The 17,052-nt window shown below is 47.1% G+C and carries 14 protein-coding genes; 10 read left to right on the forward strand and 4 right to left on the reverse strand.

Features of this window, described 5'->3' with window-relative positions:
- Positions 1–29 precede the first annotated feature (29 nt).
- The 3 genes from RIN81_RS04495 to RIN81_RS04505 are packed head-to-tail and all read right to left on the reverse strand — an operon-like array spanning position 30 to position 5,459.
- A complete protein-coding gene (locus RIN81_RS04495; protein WP_309087800.1) occupies positions 30–2,351 on the reverse strand; it encodes a VWA domain-containing protein in 2,322 nt (773 codons plus the stop codon).
- 17 nt (positions 2,352–2,368) lie between these two features.
- Positions 2,369–3,790: an S-layer homology domain-containing protein gene (locus RIN81_RS04500; RefSeq protein WP_309087802.1), complete on the reverse strand. Its 1,422-nt coding sequence runs from the start codon at positions 3,788–3,790 to the stop codon at positions 2,369–2,371.
- A 25-nt stretch (positions 3,791–3,815) separates the two neighbouring features.
- Positions 3,816–5,459 carry a hypothetical protein gene (locus RIN81_RS04505; RefSeq protein ID WP_309087804.1) on the reverse strand — a complete coding sequence of 548 codons (1,644 nt, stop codon included), beginning with the start codon at positions 5,457–5,459 and terminating at the stop codon, positions 3,816–3,818.
- 217 nt (positions 5,460–5,676) lie between these two features.
- On the opposite strand from RIN81_RS04505, the gene RIN81_RS04510 reads away from it, so the two are divergent.
- The 4 genes from RIN81_RS04510 to RIN81_RS04530 all read left to right on the forward strand — a co-directional run bounded on the left by RIN81_RS04510 (position 5,677) and on the right by RIN81_RS04530 (position 11,985).
- Complete coding sequence (locus RIN81_RS04510; protein ID WP_309087806.1) at positions 5,677–6,147, forward strand: chemotaxis protein CheX; 471 nt, start codon at positions 5,677–5,679, stop codon at positions 6,145–6,147.
- 312 nt (positions 6,148–6,459) lie between these two features.
- Complete coding sequence (locus tag RIN81_RS04515) at positions 6,460–10,083, forward strand: dynamin family protein (RefSeq protein WP_309087807.1); 3,624 nt, start codon at positions 6,460–6,462, stop codon at positions 10,081–10,083.
- 170 nt (positions 10,084–10,253) lie between these two features.
- A complete protein-coding gene (locus RIN81_RS04525) occupies positions 10,254–11,081 on the forward strand; it encodes a sulfurtransferase (protein ID WP_309087809.1) in 828 nt (275 codons plus the stop codon).
- Between the two features lies 1 nt (position 11,082).
- On the forward strand, positions 11,083–11,985 hold the full coding sequence (locus RIN81_RS04530; protein WP_309087811.1) for a 5'-3' exonuclease: 903 nt from the start codon (positions 11,083–11,085) through the stop codon (positions 11,983–11,985).
- Positions 11,986–12,054: 69 nt separating this feature from the next.
- Here the strand turns inward: RIN81_RS04530 and RIN81_RS04535 are convergent, their stop codons facing one another.
- On the reverse strand, positions 12,055–12,441 hold the full coding sequence (locus tag RIN81_RS04535; RefSeq protein WP_251270872.1) for a ribonuclease HI family protein: 387 nt from the start codon (positions 12,439–12,441) through the stop codon (positions 12,055–12,057).
- A 52-nt stretch (positions 12,442–12,493) separates the two neighbouring features.
- On the opposite strand from RIN81_RS04535, the gene RIN81_RS04540 reads away from it, so the two are divergent.
- The 6 genes from RIN81_RS04540 to RIN81_RS04565 all read left to right on the forward strand — a co-directional run bounded on the left by RIN81_RS04540 (position 12,494) and on the right by RIN81_RS04565 (position 16,242).
- Entirely contained in the window at positions 12,494–13,150 is a 657-nt protein-coding gene (locus RIN81_RS04540; protein WP_309087813.1) for a reverse transcriptase-like protein, read from the forward strand.
- Between the two features lie 22 nt (positions 13,151–13,172).
- The gene (locus RIN81_RS04545) at positions 13,173–13,349 is read left to right on the forward strand and encodes a zinc-finger domain-containing protein (protein ID WP_242233667.1); all 177 of its coding nucleotides are present in this window, start codon (positions 13,173–13,175) and stop codon (positions 13,347–13,349) included.
- A gap of 86 nt (positions 13,350–13,435) precedes the next feature.
- Positions 13,436–13,855 carry a transcriptional regulator MntR gene (mntR, locus tag RIN81_RS04550; RefSeq protein ID WP_242233668.1) on the forward strand — a complete coding sequence of 140 codons (420 nt, stop codon included), beginning with the start codon at positions 13,436–13,438 and terminating at the stop codon, positions 13,853–13,855.
- Positions 13,856–13,909: 54 nt separating this feature from the next.
- Positions 13,910–15,034, forward strand: a complete 1,125-nt coding sequence (locus RIN81_RS04555; RefSeq protein ID WP_309087816.1) for a conserved virulence factor C family protein — start codon at positions 13,910–13,912, stop codon at positions 15,032–15,034.
- A gap of 12 nt (positions 15,035–15,046) precedes the next feature.
- Positions 15,047–15,478, forward strand: a complete 432-nt coding sequence (locus RIN81_RS04560) for a BrxA/BrxB family bacilliredoxin (RefSeq protein WP_309087818.1) — start codon at positions 15,047–15,049, stop codon at positions 15,476–15,478.
- Positions 15,475–16,242, forward strand: a complete 768-nt coding sequence (locus tag RIN81_RS04565) for a class I SAM-dependent methyltransferase (protein WP_309087820.1) — start codon at positions 15,475–15,477, stop codon at positions 16,240–16,242. Before RIN81_RS04560 ends, RIN81_RS04565 begins: the two co-directional genes overlap by 4 nt.
- Positions 16,243–17,052: the final 810 nt, after the last annotated feature.

A 17,052-nucleotide genomic window follows, 5' to 3' on the forward strand; every position in this document is an offset into this window, starting at 1 on the left:
ATGCCTCCATCAGGAAGGCATCCTTTTTATCATTTTAATATTATTGGGATCGTCCGGCGGCCAATCAAATTGCCGTCTTTATCAAAGGCAAGAAAAGTACCTTCGTCTTCTAATGATAACGGATCAATTTCGGACCTGTCTTTTTTCAAAGCAAAATACCGCTGTCCTCTGTAGATTAAGTCATAGTCGACGTCCCCGTCCGCTGCGTGGAAGCGAACGATAACACGCTCGACCTCACTGCAGCCTTCGTCAATAAACGTATCCATATAAAATGTATCCTCGGTCAGGCGAAGTGACGGTGAAGCAAAAACCGTGCCGGACGGCGAACAGCCAAGATAAAGCTCGCCGCAGGACAATTCACTTAAAATCGTCTGGTAAGCGGTACTGATCTCGCTGCTTTTTTCTACATGAAAATAGCGGCCGCCGGTTTCCTGTGCGACTTGCTGCAACAATGTTTCATTCAACTGCTCTTTTGAACCGAGCCCAACAGTATAAACTGTGATACCTTGTCTTTTGGCTTCAGCTATTTGGTTAAGAACCTGCTGTTTATTTGATTTTCCGTCTGTAACAAGAATGGCTACCTTTCTTGTGCCGGCTGTAAATCGGCTGAAGGCTTCATCCATCCCATCTGCGATATTGGTGCCGCCTGATTGAAAAACATTAAATAAACTATTGCTTGCAGTTGTCCATGAACGATCTGACCCGTATAAATGCATGCCCCGGTTGTTAAAATGAGTTGTTATATTCCATGAGGGCTTTAGTACTGTGAGCAATTCCTGTGACTTAGACACACGCAGCCGGTCGGGATCGCTTCGTTTCATACTTCCCGACGAATCAATTATGAAGGCCACTTCCAAATCTTCTCTTGCACATCCTTCAACGGTTGAAAGGCCCGGGTCATATAAAATCGGTGTGCTGTGTTTTGCTGACTTAATTTCACTATTTACTGCTTGATATCTCGAGTCCATTTGAACCAATTCTGCATAAACGGTGTCTTCAACCGGTGAAGAAGAAGATAGTGAAGTGACCCATGCAGACGCGAGTCCGTTTGAGAATGAAACATTGCTTGCTGATAAAAGAGCACCTTTTGCCGAATAAAAGCGAACCTGTCCATTGTAATCGGAAATAATCTGCCCGCCCGGCTTTACGATTTTCGCTGTTACGTATGTCATTGAATTTCCGTTTGCTGCAATCTTAGACTGGCTTGAAGAAACTTGCAGCTCGGCTTTTGGCACATATGACAAATCAACTGTAACCGGCGTCCGGTAGCACGCCATTCTTTCATTTGCTGATGTTCCTGCAGCAGCTTGTAATGAAATGGTATCATTTTTTCCTGTTGTTAAAGCAGGTGCTGTCACTTTAACCGTTACGTCCGGACCGTCAGTTTGTACGTAAGCGGATGAAGAAGCGGCCAAGTAGTAGGGTTCTTCAGTCCAATATTCGTGCTCATAATATTCTTCATTAGAAATCATGCCGCCTGATTTTGACGAAGCTTGAAAAGAAAGAGACTCATCATAAGAAATAGGGTTGCCATAACAGTCTTTGAGCGACAAGGTAATGAATGTTGAATCAATGCCATTGGCAATAAGTGTTCTTTTTTCAATATCTGCTGCCTGGAGGCGCGAGTCGCCAGCGGGAGATTCGCCTGATGGCGGCGTTTCATCTTCAGAATCTGGAAAAGTGACCGTTCCTTCCGGGAGAAAATCGGCAGGCAGCGGATATTTACTGTTGTCTTTACCTGAAGGGCTGGTGTTCAAGCCCTTCATTTCACATTTGCCCTGCTTAGCAAGGCGATGCAGAAAAACAGCTGCTTCGGCGCGGTTTAGTGACTCGTCCGCTCCATAATCGGCAAAGTTTTTAATGCCCGTTTTTCCGCTTGAAAGCTGATTTATATACATATATTGAACAGCATGATACTCGTTTAAATCAAAACCATGAAAAGCCGCCACGATTCGGGCAACCTGCCCGCGGGTCACGGGCTTGTCCCGCAGCTTCGCATCGTTATATCCGTTCAGCGGAAAGTGCTTGCTTTTCGCATATGCATAGGGTGAAGCAGCCCAGTGCAGATCGCCGGCCTGGGTTTTCGGCCATACGCTGCCTGAGCAGTCATACCGGGTCAGCATAACGAGAAATTCCGCTTCCGTCAAAGTCCGTTTTGGTCCAAATGTTCCGTTTGAGTACCCGGATATCATCTTATTTGTATAAGCCCAGTTAATAGATGTATAGGCCCAATGATTGGAGCTGATATCAGAAAAAGGGACAGCTGCTTGTCCGGAGCTGGATGAAACAAGGCCAATCATGAAAAAAGCTAACAGGAAAACGAGTCGTTTTATTTGAGTGAATACCTTCATAAAAGCCACCTTTTTGCTTATTGGAAAAATAACATATCATCCCGGTAATTCTGCTTTAAATCTTTTTCAAGAAAATGAAGAAATCGAATGGTCAGAGCAGATGCTTCTGCTCTTGTCATCGGCTTGGTCGGGTTAAAACGATTGTTTAAATCACCATACACAAGACCGATTTCCGTGGCTACGTATGCACTGTCCTTGGCCCATTTTGGAATAGAGGAATCATCCACGTAACCAGTATGGTAACCCGGATCTGGCGCACGGTACTCAAGACCAAGGGCACGAATTAAAATGGCCACTGCTTCGGCCCGGGTAAGTGCGCTGTTTGGGCTGAACTTTGTTGCGCTGTATCCTTTGGAAATCCCTTTTGCTACGGCACTTTCGATGTATAAATAGTCTTTTTCCTGCGGGTCAAGATCAGTGAAAATCGCTTTTCTCGGTGTTTTTTGTTTTTTCGGCTGTTCCAGCACACGGATATCCGCCGCTTTCATGACCCCGACAATAAATGGATAACGGTTCATTTGTGTGCCTGGAGAGAAGAAGGAACTTGAATCATCAAATACACCGAGGGCATAAAGCTGTTCAATATTTTCCTTTGCCCAGTGTCCGTTTAAGTCACGGAATTTAGGCACAATCAGCCGTTCAATTAACGGAACTCTTTCCTGGCCGACTTGAACGGTTTTTTCAATACTGCTGCCGGGAAGGGTATAGGCGTATTCACCGATCATCGACTGCTCGCTAATACGAGCGTAGCCGCCGGTGAAACTTGATAGGTCCGGATCATGCGGTTCATATTGCAAAAATTTCGTTTTACTATCGGATACTTTGCTCGTTACAAAAAAGGTACCTTCATTCGTTACAATCTCGGAATCGATAATTTGCGTTTCGGTCGTGCCCCAGAAATTCTCATAACCGACATTTTTACCGCTGAAATGAATGGTAACAAGCGCTTCATTGCTTTTTAGTTTATACGTTTTGCGCCCAGCCATATTTCCGGAATAGTAGTCTGAGGCAGGGCGGTTATCGGTAACGGTCCCTTGCGAGAGCTGATAATCATCCAGTGTATATGTTTCGCTGCCGATCGTGATTTTTTCAGAATAACTTTTAACAGACGTTTGAGAGGTTGTCTGGCCTTTTTCTGTTTTTACATTCATATTCGTCACGTAAGAAACACTGCGGGTCAGCTTATCTTTATCTTCTGGGCCTGTTAAGGTGTAACGGTACGTTTCAGTCCGCTGAGTGGCAGTTTCACGCTCAGAGACCGTTACTTTTCCGCTGAACTGAACAGGCTGGCCAGAGACAAATACATATTCTTCATACGCATATTCATTGTACACACCGCCATTATAATCAAGCGGAGCGGCCGAAGCGGCTCCGGAAAAAAGAACAGAGGCAGCTAAAGAAAACAGAACTGCTGCGGTAAAAGCAAGTAGCTTATTCATCAAAACATCCTTTCATGAAGCATCGTTAATTAACAAGAATAATTCGTCCTTTTACAATGGACTCATGGACGATATACAGCCGGTCATGGATATTCAGTTCATCTGCTGAAATCACATGTCCATCACGGATAAAGGTCGTTTGTTCAATGTTCATATTTGAAATTAATCCTGCTTGATCCCATGCACCATTTGTCCAGCGGCTTACGTTACGGACAATAATTGTTTTATGATCCTTTATCGCCTCCAGCCGTCCAACCGAAACAAGATTTGCAGATAATGCAGTTTCATTAATAAGGTGCATGCTGACAATGTGGCCGTCTGCTACATAAAAGTATCCGTAGGAACCGAGATGCTCTCTTACTTCATCCTGCTGCGGCACAATTTTAAGAACGCCTTTGTCAAAATCTTCAACGCTTGCTGTGTCATTGCTGAATGCAAGAGAAGGACTTGAAGCAGGTGTCCATCTATTTTTCGATAGTTTTTGTGCATTGGATAAAGTCAGCTGGTAACCGCTTGTCCAATGAATACGGCCAAAATAAAGAGCATGATTGATAAGATTCGGACTTTCAAAGCCATCGTTCGTAATATGGATAACGTTCGCATATTCGCTTTTTTGCCGCCCGTCTGTTACGACAAAAGCAGCTCCCTTAAACGGCAGGCTGTTGGCGTCAACCATACGCCCGTTTCGAATAAGAATGGTACCTGCGTGATACGAAACAGAACCTGATTTTTGAAGGGTCAGCTTTTTTTGAGCCAGAGTGACAGAAGAAAGAGGCTCATAAAAAGTCCGCTCATTGTTTTTCTTAATCACAATTCGTTCTACTACTTCCCTATTAAACTGCCGCACAGTAACAAAATACGCTTCATTGTTTTGATAATAACGGACTTTATCAATGGCAATCGGCTGATTGCCGATATAGATTGGCGTTTTCGCTGTGTATGTATAACTCGTCTGGCGTGGAAGTTTGTCATCCCATTTCCAGTCTTTAAATGTCGTTTCATTCTTAATGGTCAGTTTACGGCGAATCGGATCTATCGCTTGAATCGTTCCTTTGACTAAACGCTCGATTTTGATTCCTTGTGTATTGACATCAATGGACTGTATATAAGAAGTGTTATAAGAAGAAAAGGTTAATTTCACCCGGTCACCTTCATATAAAACACTTAAGTCAACAAGAGTGGTTCCTTTGTAAACTTCTGTCTGGCCGTTAAGATAGTATGTTTTGGTTTGGCCGTTGTCGAAACGGATTGAAAGAAACCCTCCATTCGGGTCGATCCGGTTAATAGTGCCGGTGACTGCTCGATCGCGGGTGTCAATGGCTCCAGGAGCCTCATAAGACTTGCCGCTCATTGATTTAATCCGGCGAAGGTTCACCGTCGCTTCGATGGCCATCCCTGTTTTAAAAGCGTCAATGGTCACGCCGATTGAATTAACAGATAAGGCCGCTGTTGAATCAATTGCCCATGTGGCGGTTTTTCCCTGATCATTTTGTATAATTACCCCCGTGAGCCGTTTTTCACTTGTCTCATCGTCAATTTGCACATATTCATAGACTGCTTCCATAAAAGTGCCTTTTACAACTGAAGCTGCATTGGCTGAATGTGCAAAAAGCCCATTTGCAGCAAAGCAAATCAGGAGGCTATAAAAAGCCAAAAAAAAGAAACGCATGCTAAATTCCTCCAAATTCTTAAGATATAATGACTATGTGAATAGTATATAAGTAGTGTATCGTCTTTTTTTTCCAAAAGTTAAGATGATGCACATTATTTTTATAAAATTGTCTAAACAAATAAACAAATAGACCGATAGAACTAATGACTTGTAAAAAAGTGATGAAATATGGCTTTTCTTGTGAAATAAAAAAGAACACGGGGGTGCTAAAGTGGTGCAGACACAACAAGATCAAAATACGATTATTAAAGAAGTGCTTAACTGTGCAGTGGAATCGATTAAAGGGATTGTTCCATTAGAGCTGACAGTAGGCCAGCCGGTACTTTTAAATGGATCTTTTAACCACCATGCGATCGGGGTATTTATTGGCATTACCGGTGATCTGCCAGGCCGTATTATTTTAGACGGACCGGAAAGCGCGTTTGCCTGCCTTGGCGAGAAAATGTTTGGCATGCCGATTGAAGGTGAAATGGTGGAGTCCTTTGCGGGTGAAGTCGTCAATATGATTGCCGGGAATATGGGTGTAGCGCTGGCTGCAAAAGGAATCAAAATTGATATTACACCGCCAACGATCATCGTAGGCGATTCGAAAATTTCAGGATTTAAACAGGCCATTGAACTGCCGCTTTCTTTTAAAGAAGCAGGCGATTACCGGCTTGTGCTCAATATTGAAAAAGGTGCTTAAAGAAGCATCTTTTTTTGTTGAGTTCTTTTTTAAAAGGTGATACCATATAAATGAGGATGAAAATTATTATCAATTAAGAAAGTGGGCGTTTGCATGATCTGGTTATTTGTTACCGCAACAGTCGTTACATATGGCGGTGTGATGAAATATGTGCTTGATCATACTGGAAAAGGAAGCAAAGCGCTTGTCTTAAAAAAATAAAGTGGCAGAGGGTACAGAAAACCGGCAGAAGCTGGGCGCTGTATCCTTTTTTATTGGGCCAAAATCGTATACAATAAAAAGAAAACGCTTTGCATCGAAAGGAATGTTCATATGGGAACGCAAACAGCTGAACGGACACTGGAAGGGATTCGCATACGCACCGCCGGTTTGTATGAGCAGTTTTTACATAATGGAGACACGGAGCGTGCTGAAAAAGCCGCTTTGTTTTTGCGCAAGCTGCATGAAAAAGAATTGATTGTAGCGTTTTGCGGGCATTTTTCAGCTGGAAAATCAACGATGATTAACGAACTGACGGGAGAAGCTCTTCTGCCATCCAGCCCGATTCCGACGAGCGCCAATGTTGTGAAGATCAAGCCGTCTGAAGAAAATTTTGCGAAAATTCATTATCATCATGGTCGGCCGCTCCTGTTCAAAGCGCCTTACGATATGAAACATGTTAAAAAGTTCGCCAAAGATGGCGATGAAGTGGCTTCAATTGAAATCGGGCATGCCGGCTCCAGCCTGCCGCCGGATGTAACGGTAATGGATACCCCTGGAGTAGATTCTACTGATGATGCACACCGCATTTCTACGGAATCTGCGCTTCACCTGGCTGATATGGTTTTTTATGTGATGGATTACAATCACGTCCAATCCGAGCTTAATTTCATTTATACGAAGGAACTTTTGTCACATGGCGTAAAGCTGTTTTTAATTATTAACCAAATTGATAAGCACAAGGAAGAAGAATTATCGTTTGATGCATTCCGCCAGTCAGTGAAAGACTCGTTTGCGACGTGGAATGTAGAGCCGGAAGCGTTTTATTTTACGAGTCTGCGCAACCGTTCCCTTCCGTATAACGACTTTGAGAAAGTGCAGGCACTGATTCAGGACAGCATCCAAAATCGGGAGCAGCTGGCGGAGCAGTCAGCGGAAACGATGATGAACCGCCTGGTGCATGAGCATATGGAATGGCTGGCCGAGCAGCAAAAACAAACGGCTGAGCCGCTCGAAGAGGTTGTAGCCGAAGCAGGCTCCCAGTCGATTGAGGAAAGAGAAGCGGCTATCCGCTCAGAAATGGAAAAGCGGGACGCATCTCTTTGGCTCAAGCAGTATGAAGCCAAGCGCGACGATGTATTAAAAAATGCGATTTTAATGCCGGCTGCCACACGTGAAAAGGCGCGCAGCTATCTTGAATCAACCCGTCCGGACTTTAAAGTTGGCTTGTTGTTTGCGAAAAAGAAAACGGAAGAAGAGCGGGAGCAGCGCCTTCGTCTCTTTGTAGAAGATATCCAAAAACAAACGGAAGCGCAGCTTGAATGGGCCATCCGCCAGGTAAGCGCGGCCTGGATGAAAGAAAGCCGTCTGGACGACCCTGCACTTGCCTTGAAAGCAGAAGAGCTTTCCGTACCGGTAGATGCCTCTTTGGCAGTGGATGCCGTAAAGCCGGGAGCCGGTGTAACGGGAGATGCCGTTTTGAATTATGCCGAGGATGTTGCGTCTCTTGTGAAAAAGCGTGCGCGCGCTGTGTCAGAGGCGTGGAAAGAAGAAGCAGCGCCTGTCCTTACAGAGCAATTCAACAGTGAATATGGGCAATATGAAAAAGAGTATAAAGTGTGGGCGAAGCGGCTGCAGGCAAAGCAGACGCTTGAGGAGCTCGAAAAGCAGAGGGAAGAAAGAGAAGCACTGCTTCGCCGCATCGTATCCGAAGAAGATCCGATTCTGCCGCGTATTGTGCAAACACTGCAGGAAAAGTGGCAGGCAGAAGATGCAGAAGCGGTTTTATATGATGGTGTGGAGCAGTGGCAGACAGAAGAACGAAGCAGTGCAGAGTTCATTGAGGCGTCCGAACAGCCCCAGCTTCCGGCAGCAGGCGACAAAGAAGCGGTTGTAAACAGACTGCGCCAAATGGCAAAGCGCCTTCATCATATACCGGGGTTTGCCCGGTTTGTAGATGGTGCTCTGCAAAAAGCAGCCCGTCTTGAAAACCAAACGTATACGATTGCTCTGTTCGGCGCTTTTTCAGCCGGAAAATCATCGTTTGCGAACGCACTGCTTGGTGAAAAGGTACTGCCGGTATCGCCCAACCCGACAACGGCTGCTGTAAACCGTATTCACCCGGTAGACAGTGAGCATCATCACCGGACAGCTGATGTGCACTTAAAGCCGGAAGAAATGATGCTTCAAGACGTTAATGCCTCTCTTGGCCTGTTTGGCCGGAGTGCTGCGTCTCTTGAAGAAGCGGTTCAAATGGTGCCGGATGTTCTCGCTGCGAATGAAGGAGAAGGAAAAGAAAAAATTCACTTATCTTTCTTGCGGGCTTTCTTAGCAGGCTTTGATGACTATAAAGGACAGCCGGATGGAACGCTGCGCGTTGATCTTGATTTGTTCCGCCAGTTCGTAGCCGAAGAGCAAAAAAGCTGTTTTGTAAATTCCATCGATTTATATTATGACTGTGATTTTACACGGCTTGGTATTACACTAGTAGACACGCCGGGAGCAGACTCGATCAATGCCCGTCATACGGGTGTGGCATTTGAATACATTAAAAATGCCGATGCGATTCTTTTTGTTACGTATTACAATCATGCTTTTTCAAAAGCAGACCGCGAGTTTTTAATTCAGCTTGGCCGTGTAAAAGATGCGTTCGAGCTTGATAAGATGTTTTTTGTGATTAACGCGATCGACCTGGCAGCAGACGAAGAAGAACTAAACGATGTAAAAGCGTATGTTCAGGATCAGCTGCTTCAGTATGGAATCCGGTTTCCAAGGCTGCACGGTGTCTCGAGCATGCTGGCGGTTGAAGAAGCCATGCGCGGCGAGTGGGATCATCCGCAGTCCGGCATGAAGCCGTTTAAAGAATCATTCCGTGCCTTTTTAACGGGCGATCTTGCCCAGATGGCCGTTCAATCCGCCGAAGCGGAAGCCGAGCGGGGAGTCAGCCAGCTTCAAAAGCTGATTGCCGCTGCCAAAGAAAGTGTCCACCAGGGAGAGCAGAAGCGGGAAGAACTAACAACGAAGCAGGCCCAAATGATCGCAGCGATCGATGCTGAGACAACAGAGGTAGAGCAAAAACGATTGGCGCAGGAGCTTGATGAACTGGTTCATTATGTGAAACAGCGTGTTTTTTACCGGTTCTCAGATTTCTTCAAGGAATCGTTTAATCCAGCCACGCTGAGCGGCCAGCACGAAACGAAAAGAGCGCTTCAGCGGGCACTCGCAGAACTGCTTCAATCAGTCGGCTATGACCTTGCACAGGAAATGCGTGCTACATCTATCCGCGTAGAAAATCATGGCGCGAAATTGATGCAGGATAAGCAAACACGGCTGGAAAACAAAGCCAGCATGATTGAACCGGAACTGCTGCTCTCAAACGTTCAAACTGGAAAGCTTATCGTACCGGACTTTAAAACAGCTTTTGAGGATCAGCCGCTCGAGCCGTTTTCCGGTACGCTGTCCCTGTTTAAAAATGCAAAAGCCTTTTTTGAGAAAAATGAAAAGCAGACGATGATGCAAAAGCTGAAGGAACAAATCGAGCAGCTGGCAGACGGCTACTTATCCGAACAAAAAAGCCGGCTGTTAATGAGTGCAAACCAGTTTATTGAACAGGAAACCGAGGAACTAAAACAAGCGATGCGCCTTGATGTAACGGAGCAGTTTGACGCGTGGCTTCTATTATTCGAACAAACCGGCAATATCGAAGAGTGGGAGCAGGTTCTTCGTGACATTTCTTAATTCACGGTTTCACGCCTGTGCCACGTGCCGGCATTTCGAAGCCTCACGACAGCCAGGCGGAATGAAATATACATGCAGCCGGCTCGGATTCGAGACGAAGCCGGATTACCGGTTTAACTGCTGGGACCCAAAGGAGCATGTAAAAAAGCTAATGAAAAAGGAGTGATTGGATGATCGTCACAACGGAGTGGCTGAGAGAGAAGCAGAATCAAAACCGGGATCAAGTCGTAGTGATTGACTGCCGGTTTGATTTAGCCGACCCGGCAAAAGGAGCTGCTTTATATGAAGAGAGCCATATTCCAGGCGCTTATTATGCGCATTTAGATCATCATCTATCCGGTGAAAAAGGGCAGGGAGGCGGACGCCATCCGCTGCCGGACATGACGGTTTTTGCAGCGTTTATGGAAAGCTGCGGTATATCGGATGACACGTTTGTGGTCGCTTATGATGATGGCGTATCGATGTTTGCCGGCCGTCTCTGGTGGCTTCTGACTTATGCCGGCCACAAACATGCCTGCGTTTTAGACGGCGGCTTTTCTGCTTGGACAAGCGAAGGACTGCCGGTAACAAAGAAGCAGCCGGCGCGCAAAACAGGTGAGCTCACTCTTCAGCTTCAGCCGGGTATGGTCGCCTCTGCCGAAGAAGTCGCAGGAGGGGGAGCGCTTTTAATTGACTCGAGGGCACCTGAACGCTATCTAGGAGAAACCGAGCCGCTTGACCGGGTACCGGGCCACATTCCAGGTGCGATCAACCGTTTTTTTGCCGAAGCGATGGAAAACGGCAAATGGAAGCCTGCCGAAGCGCAGCAGGTGCGGTTTGCCGGGATAGAGCCGGATGAGCCGGTTATTGTATATTGCGGTTCAGGCGTATCCGCAACACCAAATATTTTAGCCCTGCAGCAGGCGGGCTTCACCAATGTAAAGCTTTATCCGGGAAGTTACAGCGAATGGTCAAGTGACGAATCGCGCCCGGTTGAAACGGAAAGGCATGATCGATAAGATGACAACCAAGAAATTACTGCTTGTGGACGGAATGGCTCTTCTATTCCGTTCTTTTTTTCAAACGGCGCCGAGCGGCCGTTTTATGTTCAATGAAAAAGGAATCCCAACAAACGCTGTGCAGGGGCTGATCCGTCATTTGTTTGCGGCGGCGGACCGCATTCGCCCGACCCACATTACAGTCTGCTGGGATATGGGAAAGGACACGTTTCGGACCGATATGTTCGACTCGTATAAAGCACATCGCCCGGCTCCGCCGGCAGAGCTTGCGCCGCAATTCGATTTAGCGCAGCAGGCATCGGCCGCGTTTTCTCTTCACAATGCCGGGGTAAGAAACTATGAAGCAGATGACTGCATCGGCACCATTTCCAAATGGACAAAAGGAGAGGAAACCTACATTTTAACCGGGGACCGGGATCTTTTGCAGCTGTTAAATGGCCATAATTACGTGTGGCTGCTGCAGACGGGCTATGGAAATTGGAAGGCATATGACGCCGCGCTGTTTCGTGAGGAATATGGGATCGATCCGGAGCAGTTTCATTATGTGAAAGCACTGATGGGAGATGCAGCCGATGGCTATCCCGGTGTAAAAGGAATTGGAGAAAAAACGGCACTGAAGCTCATTCGCGAGTATGGAACGACAGATGGTGTATTAGCAGGGCTTGACGGTATGACCCCCGCGCTTCAAAAAAAATTGCGTGAAGGAGAAGACATGCTGCGCATGTCGGAAAAACTGGCAGAAATCCATTGCGATGTACCGCTTGAGTGGACGTGGGAGCAGGCCGCTTTTACAGGTACAACAGAAGAGGCCACCCGCTTTATCGAGGAAAACGGAATGAAGGGACTGTCCCGCCTCGCCCGCCATACAGGCTATATAGAAGTAGATCCGTTTGGCTTTGATTGAGGCAGGACGTGTACATAATCATTTCTTTTTTTGAAGAAACTGATCAGGAGAAAGTCTTTAAAACACCGTTTACGGGTTTGCCCGAATGGCGTTTTTGGCTTCCTGGTCTGCTTTATTTTGTTTCGATGGAATCCATTTAACAAAAAATAATGGGAATTCATCCGCCATCGTTAAAATGGTCTGCAATAGCGGTTTATAATCCGGCTTATGAATATATTCTTTTTCAATAGCCGCTACAACCGTTTGAGAATCGCTCCGGAGTGAGATGGTCTGGGCGCCCCGCTCCCTGCACAGCTCAAGTGCTTTAATGACAGCGGTAAACTCGGCTGCATGTGTATCCATTTCTCCAAGCGGAATGGAAAATCGTTCTGTTTTGCCATCCCAGCGAATCACGACACCTGCGCCTGCCCGGCCGGGATCGCCGGTTGAGGCTCCATCTGTATACACTTCAAACATATTGATTCCCCCCGATCTTTTCTTTTTTATTTTAAAGAATGGAGGCAGCGAAATGCAAATGACAATCCGCTTTATGTATGATTTTAAAGGTGTGAAAGCGACGTTTACGTCTGAACCAATTGACCGGCATCTTGTACAGAAAACCGCTGATGACCTGCTGAAAACCGGCCGCGTGAAAGAAGTAGAGATCATGGATGAGATTGGCCAGGAATGGACATTGAAGGAATTTAAAAAGCTGAATGAAAAACTGGATGAAGAGCCGGAAAATATTACGGTGCTGTTTGATGGCGGCTTTGACGTCGAATCGGCCAGTACAGGAGTGGGTACAGCGATTTACTACACAAAAGGCGGCCGCCGCTACCGGCTGCGCGAAAATGCCCGGCTTGAAGGGCTTGATTCAAACAATGAAGCAGAATATGCGGCTCTTTACTTTGCGATGCAAAAGCTTGAGGAACTCGGGGTAAACAGCCAGCCGGTGACCATCACAGGTGACTCGCTCACCGTGTTGAACCAGCTTGGCGGGGACTGGCCGTGCTTTGAGGAAAGCCATGCCCGGTTCCTGGCGCGGATCGAAGAAAAAATTGCATCCATGCGACTCAAGCCGCTTTACAAACCAGTGGATAGAAGGCACAATAAAGAAGCTGACCAGCTTGCGAGGCAAGCACTCGAAGGCACACCCATCTCAAGTCATGCAGAGATCGGGAGTTAATGGGAAAGGCAGGTGCCACGTGTTGAACCGAACAGAACTTTTACTCGAAGTAGAAGAGTTACTGAATACGTACTGCAAAGACTGCCTCGTAAAAAATACACTGCGTAAAGAAAGAGGCAAAACCGCTGCTCATAAATTTTGTATTACCCAATGCACAATCGGAGAAAAATTAAAACAGTACGGAGATAAGCTTTCTTAAGCCGGCCTATGCCCGGCTTTTTCCTTGTTTGAAAGGAATAGTTATAGTACACTTTTATTGATGACAATGTCAGGGGGAACGTCCTTATGCCGACACCGAGTATGGAGGATTACATAGAACAGATTTATTTGCTGATTGATACAAAAGGGTATGCACGTGTTTCGGACATCGCCGGTGCCCTGTCGGTTCATCCGTCGAGCGTAACGAAAATGGTGCAGAAGCTTGATAAAGATGAATACCTTGTGTACGAGCGGTACCGGGGCCTTATATTAACAGCAAAAGGGCAAAAAATCGGCCGGCGTTTAGTGGAGCGGCACGATTTGCTTGAACGGTTTCTGTCGGTGATCGGGGTGGATGAAGCACATATTTACGAAGATGTGGAAGGTATTGAACACCACTTAAGTTCCGATTCCATCAACCGGATCGCGGACTTGATCGAATACTTTGAAGAAGACCCGGCGCGCATCGAAGCGCTGAAAAAAGTAAATGACCGAAACAAGGAATGAATCCGTCTCTTATTTAGAGCGGATTTTTTTCCAAACAAGGAGGAGGAGTCCAGCATGAAGATTTTAAAAATTGAGCCGACACCAAGCCCGAATACGATGAAAGTGATTTTGGACGAAGAGCTTGCGGCTGGTAAAAGTACGAATTACAAGCCGGAGACGGCAGAAGGGGCGCCTGAAGTTATTCAAGCAATCTTGAAAATTGAAGGCGTCCGCGGCGTTTACCATGTGGCAGACTTTATCGCGCTTGAGCGAAACGGCCGTTACGACTGGCAGGATATTTTGCCGAACGTCCGCGCCGCATTTGGCGAAAGCAGCACAGAAGAAAGAGAAACAAAACCGCTTGAGCATTTTGGCGAAGTGGAAACCTTTATTCAAGTGTACAAAGGCATTCCCCTGCAGCTAAAGCTTGTATCAGCAGACGAAGAAAAACGGCTGGCGCTCCCGGACTACTGCCAGGACGCGTTCCGGCAGCTGACCGAAAGCGGCGGTGACAATTACATTTTAGAGCGTAAGTGGCAGGAGTTCGGTATCCGTTACGGAGAGCTTGATGCAATCGCTCCTGAACTGCTGGAAGAAGTGATGGCCGCTTACCCGAAAGAGCGGGTGGAGCGCCTTGTGGAAGCAGCGCAGGCAGGAGGCCCGCTTGTGCAGCATAAAGACCACGGCGTAAAGCCGGATAAAGAAGCGTGGCTCGGGGAGCCGGACTGGCGCAAACGATACCAGCAGCTGGAGCAAATGCCAGATCCCGATCTTGCGGATATGCCGCTGCTCATAGCAGCGCTTCAGGACGAAAAAGCCGCCATCCGGCGTTTGGCCGTTGTGTATGCGGGAATGATTGAAGACAAGCGTATTTTGCCTGTACTGCGTAAAGCACTCGAAGATCCAGCTGTGACGGTGCGCCGTACAGCGGGTGACTGTATGAGTGATCTTGGTTTTCCAGAAGCAGCGGATGCAATGATTGGGGCGCTGAAGGATAAAAGTAAAATTGTCCGCTGGCGCGCAGCGATGTTTTTATATGAAGTGGGAGACGAATCAGCGCTCCCAGCCTTGCGCGAGGCAGCAGATGACCCAGAATTCGAAGTGAAAATGCAGGTTATGATGGCCATTGAACGGATCGAAGGCGGAGAAGAAGCAAAAGGCTCAGTATGGAAGCAAATGACAGAAGCCCGGAACCAATAAGGAGGAATAAAGATGAATGCTTACGAAGAATACATGAAACAAATGGTGATCCCAATGCGTGCGGAACTGACGAACGCCGGGTTCACAGAACTGACAACAGAAGAAGAAGTAAACAGTTTTATGGAATCAGCGGAAGGCACAACACTTGTCGTGATCAACTCAGTGTGCGGCTGTGCGGCAGGTCTTGCCCGCCCGGCAGCGGTTCAAGCGTCTATGAATGAGCCTGCACCGGACCGCCTCGTGACGGTTTTTGCCGGACAGGACCGGGAAGCAACAGCTGCGATGCGCGCATGGATGCCGGAATTTGAACCATCTTCCCCATCGATGGCGCTTTTAAAAGGAAATAAAGTTGTACATTTTGTGCCGCGTGAGCAAATCGAAGGCCACGATCTTGGCGCAATTATCTCGAATTTAACAACGGCTTTTGATCAGCACTGCCAGTGATTGTCACCACATCTCAGCGGGCTGATACCCGCGTAAGAGCGAGGGCAGCGGCGCTTGCTGAGCAGTTTAGAGTGCCCTTTATAGAACGGAAAAAGCAGCCGGTGAACAAGCTGGCTGCTTTTTATGAATGTCCGGTTCTTTTGGTATCGAAGGAGCGGCTTGAACTGCATGATGGCAGCGGGACGCCTTTCTTTTTCCATCCGGGGTCCGCGATGTTTCGCGTCAAGCGGCTGCTCGCGGGCGGAGAAGATGAACTGGTAAACGTGTGCGGTTTGGAGAGCGGCATGTCGTTTTTAGACTGTACAATGGGACCGGCGGCCGACAGTATTACCGCTTCTGCTGCTGTAGGAGAAGCGGGACGCGTGCAATCGATAGAAGCAAATCCGTTTATTGCCCATATTGTCGGGGAAGGGCTTGAGTCATGGACGGACGGGCCGGAGCCGCTGCTTGTGGCCATGAAAAGAATCGAGGTTCGGCCGGCCGATTATCATACGTATTTAAAAGAAGTGCCGGATGAATCGTTTGATGTGGTTTATTTTGATCCGATGTTTGAAACCGCAGTTGATTCAAGCGGAATTGCTCCGCTTCGGTCATTTGCCGCTTACCACGATTTGACCATGGAGGCTGTCGGGGAAGCAAAGCGGATTGCCAGACATCGCGTGGTGCTGAAAGACCATTTCCGTTCTCAGCGTTTTGCAGAATTCGGTTTTACCCAGCATATCCGTAAAACATCGAAGTTTCATTTCGGCACGATCGAGAAATAGAAGTCGCCGTATCATTGAAAAAATAAAATCAAGAAAAGATGCCTGAGGCCGATAAATAAACTTTATCGGCCTCAGGCTTTAGACAAATGATATGGATGACCGTTCACATGAATGGGATGGGATCGGCGGCGTCCAGGCAGCTCCGCTTTCCATGGGGCCAGCGCTGAGCCCATAGGAGTCTGCGCCGCTCTCCCGCCGCCAAGTGGCTTGCGACAAGATTGAATAGAGCTAATAAGGTTCGATCTTTCTGTTTAAAGTCTATTCGGTCCCTGCTTATGGAACTTCAACACCACTTAGTGAAGCCGGCCAGACGAAGACTCCTGCGGGAAGTACAGTGAGTCGGGAGACCCCGCAGGCGCAGCCGAGGAGGCTCCCGCACTGCCCGCGGAACGCGAAGTCCGGCCGGCTTCACTTATCGGCTCTTTTTTAAAACGGAAGAATTTGTCTACACACCGAGGCCGATAACTGAACTTTATCGGCCTTTTTTATTAAAATATTGTTTTGAAACGAATAAAACCATGCCTGGTATCGAGGCATGGTTTTATTCGTTAATAAAGAAAAGGTTGCTGGATGTCCCACCTTCAGAAGCCGCTCGCTGCTTGTCCTGGGAAAGCAGATCACTCTGCCGGTAGAGATGAATGCGCCAATCCAGTCTTCTCTTTGAGAAAAAGGCGTAAAGAACAGCATGGGAATAGACATACAAAAAAACGGGCTGTAGAAATTCGAGACAGCTTAAAAGTGTTTTCCTGGGAATAATGATTTTGAACGAGAACAGGGAGGAACAGTATAAGATTGTTGACACCCTTAAAT

This window comes from Domibacillus sp. (assembly GCF_031181085.1).
Lineage (GTDB): Bacteria > Bacillota > Bacilli > Bacillales > Domibacillaceae > Domibacillus.

Bases quoted from the DNA above. Each gene is read 5' to 3' on its own strand.
- RIN81_RS04495 (WP_309087800.1), bottom strand. From the start codon at position 2,351: ATGAAGGTATTCACTCAAATAAAACGACTCGTTTTCCTGTTAGCTTTT.
- RIN81_RS04500 (WP_309087802.1), bottom strand. From the start codon at position 3,790: ATGAATAAGCTACTTGCTTTTACCGCAGCAGTTCTGTTTTCTTTAGCT.
- RIN81_RS04505 (WP_309087804.1), bottom strand. From the start codon at position 5,459: ATGCGTTTCTTTTTTTTGGCTTTTTATAGCCTCCTGATTTGCTTTGCT.
- RIN81_RS04515 (WP_309087807.1), top strand. From the start codon at position 6,460: ATGGGAACGCAAACAGCTGAACGGACACTGGAAGGGATTCGCATACGC.
- RIN81_RS04525 (WP_309087809.1), top strand. From the start codon at position 10,254: ATGATCGTCACAACGGAGTGGCTGAGAGAGAAGCAGAATCAAAACCGG.
- RIN81_RS04530 (WP_309087811.1), top strand. From the start codon at position 11,083: ATGACAACCAAGAAATTACTGCTTGTGGACGGAATGGCTCTTCTATTC.
- RIN81_RS04535 (WP_251270872.1), bottom strand. From the start codon at position 12,441: ATGTTTGAAGTGTATACAGATGGAGCCTCAACCGGCGATCCCGGCCGG.
- RIN81_RS04540 (WP_309087813.1), top strand. From the start codon at position 12,494: ATGCAAATGACAATCCGCTTTATGTATGATTTTAAAGGTGTGAAAGCG.
- mntR (WP_242233668.1), top strand. From the start codon at position 13,436: ATGCCGACACCGAGTATGGAGGATTACATAGAACAGATTTATTTGCTG.
- RIN81_RS04555 (WP_309087816.1), top strand. From the start codon at position 13,910: ATGAAGATTTTAAAAATTGAGCCGACACCAAGCCCGAATACGATGAAA.
- RIN81_RS04560 (WP_309087818.1), top strand. From the start codon at position 15,047: ATGAATGCTTACGAAGAATACATGAAACAAATGGTGATCCCAATGCGT.